Genomic DNA, 16,596 nt, shown 5'->3' with positions numbered 1-16,596 from the left:
TTACTGCAGCGTGCGCCGATTGCCGTTCTTGTACTGGGGCGCGATGTAGTCCTGGATCTGTTCCTTGAAACGACCGATCAGCTCACTGTTGTCCTTGTCCCAGGGATGGAAGCCGGGCTTGAAGTACTCCAGCCAGGTCGGGATCAGACTGGAGAAGGCGCCGTTTTTGCCCCACATGCGCCACATACCTTTGGCGGCGTCCTTAACGGAGAAATGGCTGCGGTCCTTCAGGGCCATGCGGCCGGTATACCAGGTGCCGACAATACCCAGGGCTACGGTACTGAAGACCTGGTAAAACGCCCGCTCGGTGTAGGTACCGCCAGCCTGGAGGAAAACGTCATAAGCAACGGCCTTATGCTCGGTTTCCTCAATGGCGTGCCACACCCACAGCGGGCGCATGGATTCGTGCATGTCTTCGCGTATATCGTCACGCTCCAGCAGCATGTCGGCCATCATGGCTGTGATGTGCTCCAGGGCGCAGGTAATGGCCAGCTGGTGGCGTTTGGGCAGCTTCCGTGCCACGTCCAGAATCACTTTCAGATCCCGCTCCATCTCTTCTACCGGCATGCCCTGGTCGCGGACATGCTGGTTCATGGCGATGTGCTCGAGCGAGTGCATGGCTTCCTGGCCGATGAAACCGCGCACGTCCTCTTTCAGCTTCTTGTCCTGGATCTGGTCTCGAAACGCCCGGACCGAGTCCACAAAAAACTGCTCACCCTCGGGAAACAAAACAGACAGGGCGTTCATGGTATGACTGATCAGATAGTTGTTATCCACCCAGTATCTGGGGACCTGTTCGCCAAACTCGAAACCCATGCGCTGGGGTTTGATGGAGACATTGTCCGGGGTATGGGAGGCCTTGCCCGGTTTGTTCGTTTGTGTGGTGGTCAGCATGGTTATACTCCTTTGCGACGGAACGCTTTGGCTGATGTCATGAAGCCAGTGTGGCGGAGTCAATCCGGATACTGAATGCGCGAAGGGGACGGGCATCGTCCACAATGGGACAGGGGATTGGCCCGGGCGACAGCGGAGTCGGGGCAGCGGGCCCCACTGTGGCGGCAATCCGGTTCTGATAGAGTCAGAAACACGATAAATATCAATCAGGGACACACTATGGCAGGTACCGGTGCAGACAACGAGCGGCAAATGTTGGGGTTGTTCCTGGTGCCCGGGGTGTACCTGCGGGTACTGGCTGAAACCGTTCGTCAACTGGGTTACAACGACCGCCAGCTTTATCAGGGCCTGGATTTCACACATGAGGACCTGAAAGCCAACGACAGTCGGGTTTTCGTCACTGACGCCACTCTGATGGCGCAGCGCGCGCTCGAGGTGGCGGGCAAAGATGGCCTGAGCTTTATACTGGCGAGAGAGTTGCGGCTGACCATCCATGGCACCCTGGGCTTCGCCGCGCTCACCAGCCCGACCTTTGAGGGTGCGTTGGACTCTGTCCGTCGTTATCTTCAGCTGCGGGCGCCCTTTCTGAGCATGAAACAGTCCATAGCCGGTGACAAGGTGCTGGTTCAGCTGTGCGCGGAGTTTGCGTTGCCGCCTATCTCCGAGTTTCTGGCCGAGACGGTCAGCGCCACGTTGATTCTGCTCACTGAACAACTACTCGACCGGAGCGATGCCGAGGCCCGGGGTTTTGCACTGGAAGAGGGTAAATTACCGGGCGTGTCGGTACACCTGCGGGGCCCTGAGCCAGCCTATTACCGGCGGTTTGCCGCCCAGTTGCCGGTCCGTTTCGAGTTTGGCCAGCCCGAGGAAATGCTGATTTTCCCCCGCAAGCTGCTGGACGTGCGCATGCGTCTGGCGGATGCTGAAGCCTCCCGGATGGCCCGGGACCAGTGTGAATTCGAGTTGCAGAGGGCGCTCAAGGAGCAGGGCGACATCGTGCTGGCGATTCGCAATATGCTGCGGATGACCCCAGGCCCCTTGCCCTCCCTGGAGGCCATGGCCGAGCGCTTCTGCGTGTCTTCCCGCACCCTGAAGCGGCGGTTGGCGGACCGGGACACCAGTTATCGGGAGATTGTCGAGGCCGTGCTGAAAGATCGGGCCATCCAGTTGCTGCGCTACACCAATCAGTCAGTCAGTGAGATTGCCTATGAACTGGGCTATGCCGATCTGTCCAATTTCAGCCGTGCGTTCCGCAAGTGGACGGGTAAATCCGCCAGTGAGTTTCGCGAGGACGGGCCGGACCCGGCACCGGATCTGGGACCCTGAGAGTCGTTTGTGATTCCAGCGTTCGCCCCCATATTGTACTGGTCAGGCGCTCGTTGTGCGTCTGTGGTGACACACCAAATCCAACTGTGAACAGGAAGAACGCCGCAATGATCGAAAGACCCGACACCCACAGCAAGCTGATCGGCTACCTGCTCTGGATTTTCGGATTCCTGGGTTCGCACCGTTTCTATTATGGCAAGCCGGTGACCGGCACCATCTGGTTCTTTACTCTGGGGCTGCTATTCATAGGCTGGATTATTGACCTGTTCCTGATTCCGGCCATGGACAAGGAAGCTGATTACCGGTTCCAGGATGGCCAGATCAGCTACAACATCAGCTGGATACTGCTGACCTTCCTGGGGGTCTTCGGGGTGCACCGGATGTATATGGGCAAATGGCTCACCGGCATCCTGTACCTGCTCACCGGCGGCCTGTTTTTCATCGGTGTGCTGTACGATTTCTGGACCCTGAACAGCCAGATTTCCGAGCGTAACCGGGCCGATCAGCTGGCCTGATTACAGACCGGCGTTGAGCTCCAGCTCTGCCAGACCCTGTTCCAGGTAGTCCAGCATCCGTTGCAGGCTGGGCAGGGTCCGGCGACAGCCAATCAGGCCGAACTCCACCTGGTCGTTATAGCTGGTCAGTGTCATGTTCAGGGCCAGTCTGTCCATATCGATAGACACCGGATACATGCCTTCCAGTTTCGCCCCGTTCCAGTACTGGGGCCTGGATGGCCCGGGGACATTGGAAATCACCACATTGAAGGTCTGCCACTTGGGCGCCAGCCCAGTCAGCAGGTGGAAGGCGGCCGGCGCCAGGGTCAGGGCCGTGTAGTTGACGATTTCCTCCGGGCTCATATGCCGGTAGCGCTGCTTGGCCTCTTCCATGCCATGGTGGATTTTTAACAGTCGTTCGCCGGCCTCCTGCACATCGGTGTGAAGGCTCGCCAGGATGACGCCTACCTGGTTGCCACCGGAGCTGTCGTCCCGGCGTAGCGACACCGGTACAAAGGCCACCAGTGGTTTCTCCGGCAAGGCATCCTGATTCATCAGATAGGTACGCAGAGCCGCTGCGCACATGGCAGTCACGACATCGTTGACCGTCGTGCCGTAGGCCTCGCACACGGCGCGAATCCGTTTCAGGCACCAGGACTGAGCGGCGAAACGACGGGAACCGGTGATTTTCTGGTTCAGCATGCAGCGCGGGGCATGGAAAATGGAGTCGTAGGCCGGATCCTTCCGGGCCTGATTGATGGTTTTCAGTAACTCCTTTGCCACGGTGGGAATGGTGCCGAGCTGGCGGCCCGAAAGCCCCAGCAAATGGGTGACACTGCGCCAGAGGGAGTGTCCGTCCGACTCACCCCTATCCCGTGACAGGCAAGGCAGATCCCAGATTGGCGGCATGCCGTGTTCGTCCGGGTTTTCACTCAGCATCCGGGTGGCCATGCGCATGGCCGAGACACCGTCCACCAGGGAATGGTGAACCTTGGTGTAGAGCGCAAACTGCCGGTCTTTCAGGCCCTCGATCAGGTGCACCTCCCACATGGGGCGCTCCCGGTCCATCAGGTGCGAATGCTCCGCCGATACGAACGACAGCAGCTCCCGAATACGCCCGGGTGTGGGCAGCGCCTCGAAGCGGAAATGATGCTCAAGGTCCAGGTGCTCATCCTCCACCCATACCGGCTGGCCCAGGCGATAGCTCAGGCGCTGGTTAAAGGGGGCTGTTACCTCCGTCTTCTGCCGAAGCTGGTCTGCCAGCCGCGCGACATAGTCGTCCGGCGCGCCTTCGGGGAAAGAGAACAGCTGGAGGCCGCCCACATGCATGGGCTGCTGGCGTTTTTCCAGCCAGAGAAAGAGCTGGTCAGTGGGATTCAGGGGCGTCACGGGGCAATCCTTGTTCTTGGTTTATGCCCCGATACTACCCCACTCCGAGCGGGTAGAAATTGGCTTTGGTAACAGCACCACCAAAAAGCCCGGCGAAAAGGCTATTGTGCGGCTCCACGCAGCGCTTTGACCTTTCGTTCCAGACGCTCGGCACTGGCCTCGTGGGGCGAGACCGGGAGACCAGCCAGTAGATGAATCCGGGACCAGAACCGCCGTGGCCAATGGCTGAAGGCCTGCCCGCCACAATGGCTGAAAAAGCTGCCCCAGAGGCCGCGCAGTGCCATTGGCACCACCGGTACCGGTCGCCGGGCCAGAATCATGTCGACACCGGGCTTGAAGGTATCGACCTCGCCGTCTTTGGTGAGTTTGCCTTCCGGGAAAATACACACCACATGGCCGGCTGCGAGTTCTTCATCAATGCGGTCGAAAGCGGTTTCGTAAATCTCCGGCACCTTCGACTTCGGACCAATGGGGATAGCCTTGGCCAGGCGGAAGAAACCGCCCATGACCGGTGTCGCGAAAATGTTGTGATCCATCACGAATCGGACGGGCCGCCGAACCGCGCCGGCGATCACCAGGGCATCCATGTAAGAGACGTGGTTGCACACCAGCAGCACGGGGCCCTGCTCGGGTATCCGGTCCAGGTTGTGGTGCGTGACCCGATAAATCGTGTGGGACAGGACCCAGATGACAAAGCGCAGGGCAAAGTCCGGTACCTGCTGGTACACGTAGGCCGCCACCATCAGGTTCATGATCGACAGCACCAGGAAGAACTCGGGAATGGTGAGCCCGAACAGGCCGAGCATGAGCATGCCCAGCAGCGCGCTGACCACCATAAAAAGGGCGTTGAAAATATTCAGGGCGGCGATCACGCGGGCCCGGGTGGCCGGTGGTGTTTCCTGCTGGACATAAGCATACAGCGGCACGATAAACAGGCCGCCAAAGATACCAATGGCCAACAGGTCAATGGCCACCTGGCGATAATGGGGATCGGTTATGATCAGCCACCAGTCTGAGGGAATTGGCTGCTCCGGCATATTGAAGAACAGATCGATGCCGAAGAAACTCAGGCCAATGGAGCCGATGGGTACGATCCCCAGTTCAATCTTGTGGCCGGACAGCCGCTCGCAGGCAATGGAGCCGGCGGCGATGCCGATGGTGAAAATCGCCAGCAGTAAGGTGACGACCGTTTCGTCACCCATCAGGTGAGTCTTGGCGAAGTTCGGAAACTGGGTCAGATAGGCGGCACCCAGAAACCAGAACCAGGATATCGCCATGATGCTCAGGAATACATTGTGATTGTCCCGGGCAATGGCCATCAGTTTCCAGGTTTCCTGCAGCGGCCGGAAACGAATACGCAGATCCGGCGCTGCCGCCTCGGCCCTGGGAATCCGCCAGGCAGCCACCAGGCCAATCACCGCGAGCACCGCAACGGCGATGGCAATCACGGGGCCGGGAGCCGCAGCTTTCATCATCACGCCGGCCATCAGGGTACCCACCAGGATGGCCACAAACGTGCCCATCTCTACCAGCGCGTTACCACCCACCAGCTCGGATTCTTTCAGGGCCTGGGGCAGGATCGCGTACTTCACCGGCCCGAAAAACGCGGATTGTACGCCGGTGAGAAACAGCAGAAGGAACAACACCTCGTACCAGCCAAACCAGAGACCGACCGCGGCAATGCCCATGATCACCACCTCGGCGAATTTGATCCAGCGGATAACCGTGGATTTCTCGTACCGGTCCGCCACCTGGCCGGCAATGGCGGAGAACAGGAAAAACGGCAGGATAAACAGCATCGCGGCCAGATTGACCACCACATCCGACGACAGGCCAAACAGGCCCCCGGCGCTATAGGTCACCAGCAGCAACAAGGCGTTTTTGAACAGGTTGTCGTTGAAGGCACCGGCAAACTGGGTGACAAAGAATGGCAGGAACCGTCGCTCGGACAGCAGGCGAAACTGACTGTGATCTTCCATAACCTGAGGCTCTCCCTATGGGGTTCGCCGCAGACTATACGGCGCCCGGGAGGTGGTCAAGCGCGGCTGTTGTGCGCATACTGGATGCCGGATTGTGTTCCCAACCCAATGTTCTGGATGATGTGGAGTCTTGCCTATGGATGTTCAGCAGGCTGTTGTGTCGCGCCGCTCGGTGCGGGACTTTCTGGATACCCCGGTGCCTGAAGCCACGCTTCGAACAGTAATCGAAACGGCGACCCGGTCGCCATCCGGCGGCAACCTGCAACCCTGGCACCTGCACGTTGTCACCGGCGATGCTCTGGCCCGACTCAAAGCCTTGATGCAGGAGAAGGTCAGCAAAGGTTTCAACGAAGTCCCGGAATACGAAATCTACCCACCGAAACTGCAATCGCCCTACCGCGACCGCCGCTTCGAAATCGGCGAACTCATGTACCGCCGGCTCGACATCCCCAGGGAAGACAAAGCCGCCCGCTTCGAATGGTTCAAACGCAACTTCGAATTCTTCGGCGCTCCGGTCGGCCTGTTCTGCACCGTCGACGACAACATGGGCCCGCCCCAGTGGTCCGATCTGGGCATGATCCTGCAAACCATCATGCTGTTGCTGCGCGCCGAAGGCCTGGACAGCTGCGCCCAGGAATCCTGGTCGGTGTACCCGAAAACCATCAGCGAATTCCTGGGCTTGCCCGAACACCGAAAAGTCTTCGCCGGCATGGCCATCGGCTACGCCAACCCCGACAGCCCGGTGAACCAGCTCACCAGCCCAAGGGCACCGCTGTCGGAGAACGTCGAGTTTATCAGCTGACAGGCGAACCTCAGGCGGCCACCGATGCCGCCTGAGCCACCGGCACTTCCAGCCGGATCCGGTTGCCGTCCAGCAACACCGGATAGACCTTCACCTGCACGCTCTCGTCTTCCAGACATTGCCCGCTGCGCAGGCTGAAATGCTGCTTGTACAACGGTGACGCCACCACCGGCTCACCGTTGATATCCCCGGTAATGCCTCGGGCCAACACGTTCGCGCCACTGAACGGATCGGTATGGCTGATGGCAAACAATGCCGGCAGGCGGTGTGGCAGATAAAACACCGCCACCGGCCCGTCGTCGGTCCAAACCGCAATACCGGAATCAGCTACCAGATCGTCCACGGTGCACACTGCTTCCCAACAAGTCCGAGCTTTCATAGCAAAGTCTCCAAATTCCAAGGTCGTTAAGTTTCCTATCCCACAGATGTTTGTGAGCGTGGGAGCCGGATTCATTTTCTGGCAGGAAAAAAGATGTCTGAGCAAAGCGAGTTATTTTTTCCAGAAGAAAATTACCCCGGCCCCCGTGCTCCGCCCCCAAACCAGAAGGCTACGAAGAAACCGCCTCCAGTTCCGGCCTACGCTGCCCCCGCTCCGAAGTCCAACGCTGCACCGGATCCTTCTGTTCCGGCGCATTCACAAACTCCCGGAACCGCTTACGCTTCTCCGGATCCTCCACGGCGGTCCTCCACTCGCACTGATAGGTATCCACCAGATCCGCCATATGCTGCTCCAGCTCCTCGCCAATGCCGAGGCTGTCCTCCAGCACCACCTGCTTCAGATACTCCAGCCCACCTTCCAGATTCTCCATCCAGACCGACGTCCGCTGCAGCCGGTCCGCCGTGCGCACGTAGAACATCACCACCCGATCAATCGTGCGGATCAGCTCCTCATCCGACAGATCGGTGGCAAACAGATCCGCATGCCGCGGCCGCATCCCGCCATTGCCACACACATACAGGTTCCAGCCCTTCTCCGTGGCAATTACCCCGAAATCCTTGCTCTGGGCCTCCGCACACTCCCGGGTGCAGCCAGACACCGCCATCTTCACCTTGTGGGGCGCCCGCAGGCCCTTGTAGCGATTTTCCAGGGTGATCGCCATGCCCACGCTGTCCTGCACGCCATAGCGGCACCAGGTGCTGCCCACGCAGGACTTCACCGTACGCAGGGACTTGCCATAGGCGTGGCCGGTTTCAAAACCGGCGGCAATCAGCTTCTCCCAGATCTCCGGCAGCTCACTCAGGGTGGCGCCGAACAGATCCACCCGCTGACCGCCGGTGATCTTGGTGTACAGGTTGTACTCCCTGGCCACCTCGCCCAGCACAATCAGCTTGTCCGGGGTGATCTCACCGCCCGGAATGCGCGGCACGATGGAGTAAGTGCCGTTCTTCTGCATATTGGCCATGAAGGTGTCGTTGGTGTCCTGCAGTGGCACGTGGTCGGTGGCCAGAATGTGCTCGTTCCAGCAAGTGGCCAGAATGGAGCCCACCGTTGGTTTGCAGATGTCACAGCCCTGGCCCTTGCCGTATTGTTTGAGCAGGCCCCGGAAGGTGCGGATACCGTTCACCTTCACCAGATGAAACAGTTCCTGTCGGGTGTAGGGGAAATGTTCACAAAGGTCGGTACACACCTCCACGCCGCGCTTTTCCAGCTCGCTGTCCACCACCTTCTTCAGTAAAGCCGCACAGCCACCGCAGCCGGTACTGGCCCTTGTTTCAGTCTTGACGCCGCCCAGGTCGGAGCAACCGGCGTCAATGGCACCGCAGATATCGCCCTTGGTGACGTTGTGGCAGGAACAGATGGAGGCTGTGTCCGGCAGGGCGTCGGCCCCCAGGGCAGGCGCGCCACCTTCGCTTTCCGGCAGAATCAGCGCCTCCGGGTTGGCTGGCAGCTCAATGCCATTGAGGGCGTACTGCAGCAGGGTATCGTAAGGGCCGTTGTCGCCTACCAGAATGGCGCCTAGCAGAGTCTTACCGTCCTGGCTCACCACCATGCGCCGGTAGTGGCCGGCCTGCTCATCGTGAAAACGGATATTGCGTGCACCCGGGGTCTGGCCGTGGGCATCGCCGATGGAGCCCACATCCACCCCCAGCAGCTTGAGCTTGGTGCTCATATCGGCACCGGTAAAGGCCGCACCGGTGTCTTTGTTCAAAGCGGCCGACAGGGTGCGCGCCATGGTGTAACCCGGAGCCACCAGTCCGAAGATGCGATTGTTCCAGAGTGCGCATTCACCGATAGCGTGAATGTTCGGGTCTGAGGTGGTGCATTGATTGTTGACCACAATCCCGCCGCGTTCGCCCACCTCCAGGCCGCAGGCCCGGGCCAGGGTATCCTGGGGACGGATGCCAGCGGAAAACACAATCAGATCGGTTTCCAGATGGCTGTCGTCGGCGAAGTTCATCCTCAGCCGCGCGTCGCTGCCCGGAACAATGGCCATGGTGGCCTTCTCGGTGTGCACCTGAACGCCCAGATCCTCGATCTTCTGGCGCAAAAGGGCGCCACCCTGCTCGTCCAGTTGCACAGGCATCAGGCGCGGGGCAAATTCCACCACATGGGCCTGCAGGCCCAGGCTTTTCAGGGCGTTTGCCGCTTCCAGCCCCAGCAGACCGCCGCCCACCACGACACCGGTTTTCGCTGACTGGGCACTGGCCTGAATGGCATCCAGATCGTCCAGGGTTCGGTACACAAAGCAGCCATCCTGATCGTTGCCCTTAATGGGCGGTACGAACGGGTAGGAGCCGGTGGCCAGCACCAGTTGATCGTAGGTGTACTCCCCTTTTGGTGTCGTCAGCACGCGGCTGTTCCGGTCGATGGCGGTGACCGGCTCATTCAGGCGAAGATCAATGCCCTGGTCCGCGTACCAGTCTGCTGTACCCATGGCGAGGTCCGCGTGAGTGGAACCGGTGAAGTACTCCGACAGATGCACCCGGTCGTAGGCCAGCTGCTTCTCTTCACCGAACACGATCACCCGGTAGGTCTCGGCCGCCGGGGACTGGCTGAACTGTTCCAGGAAGTGATGGCCAACCATACCGTTGCCGATCACGATCAGGGTCTGTTTACTCATCTTGCTGTCCTCTCTCTTGGCAACCTATCAGGCTGCTGCGTCGCAATAGGTTTTGCCGAAAGCGATGGTGTCCCTGTAGCGGGAGACATCGGCGCCGGAGCGAATCAGTTCGCTGTACCAGGGCCCGTTGGCGGTATCGCCCAGCAGGATGGCGCCGGCCAGCCGGTTGCCATCCAGCAGCAGTTGGCCGTAGACCGCGTGGGTTCGGTCCTGCCATTCAATGATTTCGGTATGCTCGCCCGGGGCTATGCGGCCGCAGGAAAAAATGGCCAGATCACTGATCTTCAGGCGGGTGGCCACTTCTCCGGGCTCAAACGCTCTGGCTCCCGGTACCTGGCAAAGATGCTGTGCCAGGATCCGGGCCTGCTCGTAACCGGGTTCGACCAGGCCAAAGGTGTGTTCCTGAAACTGACAGCACTCACCCAGTGCGTAGATATGCGGGTTGGACGTCATCAGGTTCGGAGTGACTCGAATACCCCGGTCACAGTTGAGGCCGGCGTCAGCTGCCAATCCCTTGTTGGGTTCAATACCGGTAGCAATAACCACCAGGTCCGTGGCCAGTACCGTGCCGTCACTCAGTTCCACGGCGCGGACCTGATTCCGACCGAGCAGGGAGACCGGCGAGGTGCCGGTTCGGATACTCAGTCCCCGCTGCTGTAACTTCTGCTTCAGAATATCGCCAGCGATCGGGTTCAGCTGTCGGTTGAGCAGATGACCGCTGCGGTGCAGCACCGTAACGTCCATGCCCCGGGTCCTGAGCCCTTCGGCCGCCTCCAGGCCGAGAAAGCCTCCGCCGATGACCACGGCCCGACGGTGTGACTTTGCCTGCCGGATCAGCGTGCGGGTGTCGGCCAGGTCCCGGAAGTTCATCACGCCGTCAAGGTCTTCACCGGGGAGGCCAAGGCGGGAGGGCTGTGCTCCGGTGGCCAGCACCAGCGTGTGATAGGACTGGGTGCGACCACAGGCGGTTGTTACCTGGCGCTGGCCCGGACTGATATGGGTGACAGGCTCATGCTGGTGCACCTCTATTCGGTGCTTGTGGAACCACTGCCAGGGTTTCAGTTCCAGATCGGTTTCCTGAATCTGATCGGCCAGCAATGACGACAACTGGATCCGGTTGTAGGCAGCGAAGGGCTCACCGTTAAACACCACAATGCGGCTGAACGGATGCCCCTGGGCTACCAGTTGCTCCAGCAGCCGTTGCGCGACCATGCCATGGCCGCAGATCACCAGTGGGTTATCCTGTGTGTGTTCCATGGAACTGAGTGCCTCCAGCAACGAAAAAAGCCGGAGCATCATGCTCTCCGAAGAGAACAGATGGTCCGGCACCAATGCCAACAACAATGATCTGATGGTCCGGCCTGATTCCATGGCCGGGACAGTCGTCCTTGTCTAAGTGTTAGCGATCTCCGTGCCAACTTTTTCAGGCTTTATTATTCAATGGCTTAGGTGAGTCCGCTGAAGGAGTCCAGCTCGTGGGCATCAAAAGGGTGCCCCGGGATGGGGCGAAACGCACGATGATTGGGCCGGAATGACTGGCCTGTAAATTGCTGCAGTCCGGGTAGAAAGGAACCAACTGTGTACCGACACCAGGAGCTGCACCATGAACACCAAACGCCATCCCCGTATGACCGCGACAGCGACTGCTGCGGAATTTCTGATGGCCTCCCGCCAGTGTGAGATCCGTAACCTGGAGTACTTTCTGCAGATGGGGCGGTTGGTGCAGAGCGTGGGCAATCTGGTCCATGGCCTGCAACGGGAGCGAGGCGCCACCAATCTTTATCTGGGGTCCGGTTGCCAACGCTTTGCCCGGGAACGTACCGCCATGGTCAAGGAAAACGACCAGTTGGCCGCTACCTTCCGGCAGGCATTGGCAGACATTCAGGAGGACCTCACCACCCATCCGGTCAGCAGCCCACTGCTCGGGCACATCGCCAGCGCCCTGCACAGCCTCGACCAACTGCCCGGGTTGCGGCAGCGGGTGAATGACCAGGAGGCCAGTGTTTCGGAGGCCACGGAGTGGTTCTGCGACAGTATTCATCAACTGATTACGGTCGTTTTCGAAGCGGCAGAAACCGTGGCAGAGCCTTCGATTGCGGGACTGCTTGTGGCCATGGTGCATGTCATGAACGGAAAGGAATATTGTGGTCAGGAGCGGGCCGCAGGTTCCGCGGGGTTCTCCAGCGGACACTTCGATAACGCACTGTCACGGCGCATGATGCACCTGGTTGAAGCGCAGGAGCGGTGTTTTGAGGTCTTTGTCGGCTTCGCCAGTGAGGAGAGCCTGTCGCTCTGGCAAGCCCTGCGCGCTCACCCGCGGGAACTGGAAATTGAGCGGATGCGACAGATGGCCGTTTCGGTCGGGCCCTATAAGTCTCTGGATAAAGACATGGCCGACCGCTGGTTCAATCTGATGACAGAGCGCATGGACGATCTGAAGAAGATTGAGGATTCGGTTGAGAGCGCTTTCCACCATCGCTGTGTGGAGCGCTATACCGAAGCGCGTCACTCCCTGGCTCATCAGGAAACCCTGCTGGCCTCGCTGGAACAACGCCATGCCTCCACAACGCCCGTGCTGGTGGTTTGCGATAACGGTGTAGAGGTCGGAGCTGCCGATGCGTGGGCCGGGGAAGGTGTCGGGCAGCAATCAGGCCGATCCATCTTTGACCTTGTCCAGGAACAGACCCGCCGCCTGCGTCAGATGTCCGAAGAATTGCAGAGCGCCAAAGAAGCTCTGGAAGATCGTCGTACCCAGGAAAAGGCCGTCTTGCTGTTGATGGAACACCGCAACATCAGCAATGACGAAGCCCACCGCCTGCTGCGAAAACTGGCCATGGATCAGGGCAAGCGACTGCCCGAAGTCGCCCGGGCACTGGTATCCATGGCAGGGGTCTTAAGCTGATACTTGAACCAGGCCGGGACGGGGCGCCCCGCACCGGCATAAAGTCAGGCCGAAGCTGAATGTTTTGCTGCCGGCGCCTCGGGTTTTGCACTGCTGCCGCGGCGACTGTTCAGTGACTCCAGCTTGCGCTGCTTCTCGTACAGGAACGACAACACCTCCTGCCGGTAATGCACATATTTGACATCATCCGCCAGGGCCACACGATTGCGAGGCCTTGGCAGATCAATGTGCAGATCCTCCCCCACCGTGGCGGCAGGGCCGTTGGTCATCATGATAATGCGGTCGGACAACAGCACCGCCTCGTCCACATCGTGGGTAATCATGATCACGGTATTGTTCAGCTCCTGCTGGATTTCCATCAGCGAATCCTGCAGATGGGCCCGTGTCAGGGCATCCAGTGCCCCGAACGGCTCATCCATCAGCAACACACTGGGTTTCATGGCCAATGCCCGGGCGATGCCCACCCGCTGCGCCATCCCCCCGGAAATCTCGCCTGGCCGCTTGTTGGCGGCGTGGGCCATATTCACCAGTTCCAGGTTGTGGGTAATCCAGTCCTTGCGCTCCTGCCGGGTCATCGACTTGCGAAACACCTGCCGGACCGCCAGCTCCACGTTTTCATACACCGTTAACCAAGGCATCAGGGCATGATTCTGAAACACCACTGCCCGCTCGGGACCGGGGGAATTTACCTCATGCCCATCCAGCACACAGCCACCCCTGGAGGCCTGCAGTAACCCGGCAACAATGTTCAGCACCGTCGATTTTCCGCAGCCGGAATGGCCGATCAGTGAAACAAACTCCCCTTTCTGGATCTTCAGGTTCACATTGTCCAGGGCAATGAACGGTCCTTTCGGCGTATCAAACGCCATTTCAACACCGGTTAGTTCAAGATGTGATTTAGCCATAGCAGGATCCCCTAAACAGGTCAGACGAGCGCCGGGTGGGTAGTGCCTCCCGGGACCCTCAAAAACATGGATGTTTTTGCGGAGCTTACAGGGACGTATTCACCGCGTGTCCCGGGAGGCACTACCCACCCGGTGCGGCATGCTCCGCCGTCAGAGATTTCAGGGTTAAGTGAGGCCACAGGTAAAAGTCGGTCACTCATTCCAGGCCACCTTCCGCTGAATCAACAGCATGACCCGATCCAGCAAAAACCCGATAAACCCGATGGCCAGCACCGCCACCATAATCCGACTCAAAGACTGGCTACTGCCATTCTGGAACTCATCCCAGACAAACTTGCCCAGCCCCGGACTCTGCGCCAGCATCTCGGCGGCAATCAGCACCATCCAGGCAATGCCCAGCGACACCCGCAAGCCGGTAAAGATCATCGGCACCGACGAAGGCAACACCACCTTGCGAACGTGGGTCCAGAACGACAGCCGAAGTACCCGGGAGACGTTCAGCAGGTCGGGGTTTACCGCTGCCACTCCAACGCTGGTGTTGATCAGTGTTGGCCAAAGACTGCACAGAGTGACCGTAATCATCGAGGTCAGGAACGACTTCTCGAACATTGGATCGTCACTGACATAGGTGGCCGATACCACCATGGTCACCAGCGGCAGCCAGGCCAGCGGAGAGACCGGTTTGAAGATCTGTATCAATGGGTTCACCGCAGCCTGGAAATACCGGTTGAGGCCAAACACAATGCCCAGAGGTACTGCAATCAGCGACGCCAGGGCGAAACCGGCCAGCACCGTCAGCAGGCTGGTGACCACCTGGTCGAGAAAGGTGGGTGCGCCGGGGTAAGCCCGGATACGGACGTCTGCCTCCGGGTTGTCAGCCAGAATGCGGGCATTACGCTCCTCCTGCATGGCGATGAACTTATCGGCCCGCTCCCGCTGGCTGATATGCTCCTGCCACAGTTGCCCGGATTGTTCCCACACCTGCACCGGGCCGGGAAAGGCCCCCAGCGAGGTTTCCACCTGTGGCGCGGCCAGATGCCAGAAGCCCAGGAAGACCAGAATACCAACCAGTGGTAACAGCAGCTGCTTGCCCTGGCTGAGCCATTCGCCCGGTTGCAGACCGGAAAGTAGCTGGCGGCTGCCACTGGCCATGGACTGACCGATTCTTGCGCTTAACGTCGTCATGTCAGGCCCTCCCTTACGGTGTCTCCGACCCTTTCAGGCCGATACTGAAACGGTTGATGTAGGCATTGGGTTCGCGCGGAGTGAAAGGGACGCCGTCAATCAGCTCTCCCTGCATGGGGCGTTCGAAATTCTCCCGGGCAAAGTCCGGGAAATCACTGGTAGTCATCAGGCCGTCCTCGATCAGTGACTGGGCGGCTTCGGCGTAAAGATCGCCCCGATACACCCGGGCTGCGGTCTTCATATACCAGTCGTCGGATTTTGCTTCTGGAATCTGGCCCCAGCGCCGCATCTGACTCAGGTACCAGATCGCATCAGACGGATACGGATAGGTAGCGTGGTAGCGGAAAAAGACGTTGAAATCCGGTACTTCCCGGACATCGCCCTTTTCATACTCGAAGGTACCGGTCATGGAGTTGGCAATGACTTCCCTGTCGGCCCCCACGTAGCTGGGGCGGGCAAGGATGTCCACGGCGGCCTCCCGGTTAGCATTCTGGTTTTCGTCCAGCCAGTAAGCTGCGCGGATCAGAGCCCGCAGTAACCGAAGGTGGGTATTGGGGTTCTGCTCGGCCCAGGCTTCGGTGACCCCGAACACCTTTTCCGGGTTGTTGGGCCAGATTTCATAATCGGTAATCACCGGTACACCGATGCCCTTGAAAACCGCCTGCTGATTCCAGGGCTCGCCCACGCAGTAGCCCTGTATGGTGCCTGCTTCCATGGTGGCGGGCATCTGGGGCGGCGGTGTCACGGAGAGGTGCACATCGGCCTGGAGGGTGCCGCTGGTATCGCCGCGCTGGGGCGCGTAGAAGCCGGGATTCAGGCCACCGGCGGCCAGCCAGTAACGCAGTTCGTAATTGTGGGTGGACACCGGAAACACCATGCCCATGCGGAAGCGCTCGCCGTTGGCGCGGGTCTGCTCAACCACCGGCTTCAGTGCGCTGGCTGAAATCGGGTGTTCCGGATGATCACCTTCCATTTCCAGGTTTGGTTTCATCGCTTCCCAGACGTCGTTGGACACGGTAATACCGTTGCCGTTGAGGTCCATACTGAAGGCGGTGATGATATCGGCCTGGGTGCCATAGCCTATGGATGCGCCCAGGGGTTGGCCGGCCAGCATGTGGGCACCATCCAGTTCACCGGTGATGACCCGGTCCAGCAGCACCTTCCAGTTCGCCTGGGCTTCGAGTTCTACGAATAACCCTTCGTCCATGAAGTAGCCCTGTTCCCAGGCAACCGCCAGGGGCGCCATATCCGTGAGTTTAATAAAGCCAAGCTTGAGATCGGGTTTCTCCGCCGGGCCAATATCGGCCTGGGCCAGGGAAATCAGGCCGATCAGGGTGGCGGTCAGTAAAGGTCGAACATAATGGTTCACTGTCTTCATCGTGATGCCTCTCGGTTCTCTCATTTCAGACGCGCAAAAAAAAGCGCCTGCCTCCGTTGCCGGAGAGCAGGCGCCGATGCCTGTAAATGAGAGCTGTGATGTCGTGATGGTTCACTAATCACTCAGCACAAGCCGTGCCATCCAGGACTATTTATGTATTTCAGTAAGTTGCGGGAGCCCTGGTCGTTCCAGCAGGGGAAGCCCGTGCTTTGCCGGGGTGGTTTTGGTGCAGAAAATCGCCCTTTGCACCAAGGTGAACGCCCATCGATAGGCTTTTCAA

13 protein-coding genes are annotated in these 16,596 nt (G+C 59.5%); 4 read left to right on the top strand and 9 right to left on the bottom strand.

The features are described from left to right. Nucleotides 1-894 carry a metal-dependent hydrolase gene (locus ACAM27_RS01740; protein WP_011783744.1) on the bottom strand — a complete coding sequence of 298 codons (894 nt, stop codon included), beginning with the start codon at nucleotides 892-894 and terminating at the stop codon, nucleotides 1-3. 219 nt (nucleotides 895-1,113) lie between these two features. On the opposite strand from ACAM27_RS01740, the gene ACAM27_RS01735 reads away from it, so the two are divergent. Further along, nucleotides 1,114-2,220 carry an AraC family transcriptional regulator gene (locus ACAM27_RS01735; protein WP_121208101.1) on the top strand — a complete coding sequence of 369 codons (1,107 nt, stop codon included), beginning with the start codon at nucleotides 1,114-1,116 and terminating at the stop codon, nucleotides 2,218-2,220. A gap of 107 nt (nucleotides 2,221-2,327) precedes the next feature. Further along, complete coding sequence (locus ACAM27_RS01730) at nucleotides 2,328-2,735, top strand: TM2 domain-containing protein (RefSeq protein ID WP_011783746.1); 408 nt, start codon at nucleotides 2,328-2,330, stop codon at nucleotides 2,733-2,735. On the opposite strand, the gene ACAM27_RS01725 is transcribed toward ACAM27_RS01730, so the two are convergent. Then, nucleotides 2,736-4,103, bottom strand: a complete 1,368-nt coding sequence (locus ACAM27_RS01725) for a wax ester/triacylglycerol synthase family O-acyltransferase (protein WP_222197739.1) — start codon at nucleotides 4,101-4,103, stop codon at nucleotides 2,736-2,738. A 101-nt stretch (nucleotides 4,104-4,204) separates the two neighbouring features. After that, nucleotides 4,205-6,082: an MFS transporter gene (locus tag ACAM27_RS01720; protein ID WP_222197738.1), complete on the bottom strand. Its 1,878-nt coding sequence runs from the start codon at nucleotides 6,080-6,082 to the stop codon at nucleotides 4,205-4,207. A 136-nt stretch (nucleotides 6,083-6,218) separates the two neighbouring features. Between ACAM27_RS01720 and ACAM27_RS01715 the strand changes: the two genes are divergently transcribed. Beyond that, nucleotides 6,219-6,884 (top strand): nitroreductase, encoded by a 666-nt coding sequence (locus ACAM27_RS01715; RefSeq protein ID WP_023007831.1) that lies wholly within the window; start codon nucleotides 6,219-6,221, stop codon nucleotides 6,882-6,884. Between the two features lie 10 nt (nucleotides 6,885-6,894). Here the strand turns inward: ACAM27_RS01715 and nirD are convergent, their stop codons facing one another. From nirD to ACAM27_RS01700, 3 genes are all read right to left on the bottom strand, one after another. After that, on the bottom strand, nucleotides 6,895-7,263 hold the full coding sequence (gene nirD / locus ACAM27_RS01710) for a nitrite reductase small subunit NirD (protein ID WP_369612442.1): 369 nt from the start codon (nucleotides 7,261-7,263) through the stop codon (nucleotides 6,895-6,897). Between the two features lie 169 nt (nucleotides 7,264-7,432). Next, the gene (gene nirB / locus ACAM27_RS01705) at nucleotides 7,433-9,946 is read right to left on the bottom strand and encodes a nitrite reductase large subunit NirB (protein ID WP_369612441.1); all 2,514 of its coding nucleotides are present in this window, start codon (nucleotides 9,944-9,946) and stop codon (nucleotides 7,433-7,435) included. A 27-nt stretch (nucleotides 9,947-9,973) separates the two neighbouring features. Beyond that, on the bottom strand, nucleotides 9,974-11,203 hold the full coding sequence (locus ACAM27_RS01700; RefSeq protein ID WP_369612440.1) for an NAD(P)/FAD-dependent oxidoreductase: 1,230 nt from the start codon (nucleotides 11,201-11,203) through the stop codon (nucleotides 9,974-9,976). Nucleotides 11,204-11,549: 346 nt separating this feature from the next. Here ACAM27_RS01700 and ACAM27_RS01695 point away from each other — a divergent pair, with 346 nt between their 5' ends. Next, nucleotides 11,550-12,848 carry a nitrate regulatory protein gene (locus tag ACAM27_RS01695; protein WP_011783753.1) on the top strand — a complete coding sequence of 433 codons (1,299 nt, stop codon included), beginning with the start codon at nucleotides 11,550-11,552 and terminating at the stop codon, nucleotides 12,846-12,848. A gap of 44 nt (nucleotides 12,849-12,892) precedes the next feature. Here the strand turns inward: ACAM27_RS01695 and ACAM27_RS01690 are convergent, their stop codons facing one another. The 3 genes from ACAM27_RS01690 to ACAM27_RS01680 form a co-directional block, all read right to left on the bottom strand. Then, the gene (locus tag ACAM27_RS01690) at nucleotides 12,893-13,753 is read right to left on the bottom strand and encodes an ABC transporter ATP-binding protein (protein WP_011783754.1); all 861 of its coding nucleotides are present in this window, start codon (nucleotides 13,751-13,753) and stop codon (nucleotides 12,893-12,895) included. 192 nt (nucleotides 13,754-13,945) lie between these two features. Next, entirely contained in the window at nucleotides 13,946-14,938 is a 993-nt protein-coding gene (locus ACAM27_RS01685; protein ID WP_011783755.1) for an ABC transporter permease, read from the bottom strand. 13 nt (nucleotides 14,939-14,951) lie between these two features. Further along, entirely contained in the window at nucleotides 14,952-16,316 is a 1,365-nt protein-coding gene (locus tag ACAM27_RS01680) for a CmpA/NrtA family ABC transporter substrate-binding protein (RefSeq protein ID WP_369612439.1), read from the bottom strand. Nucleotides 16,317-16,596 lie beyond the last annotated feature (280 nt).

The organism is Marinobacter sp. RI1 (assembly GCF_041155085.1).
Lineage (GTDB): Bacteria > Pseudomonadota > Gammaproteobacteria > Pseudomonadales > Oleiphilaceae > Marinobacter > Marinobacter nauticus.
This window is presented reverse-complemented; position numbering and strand designations above follow the sequence as displayed.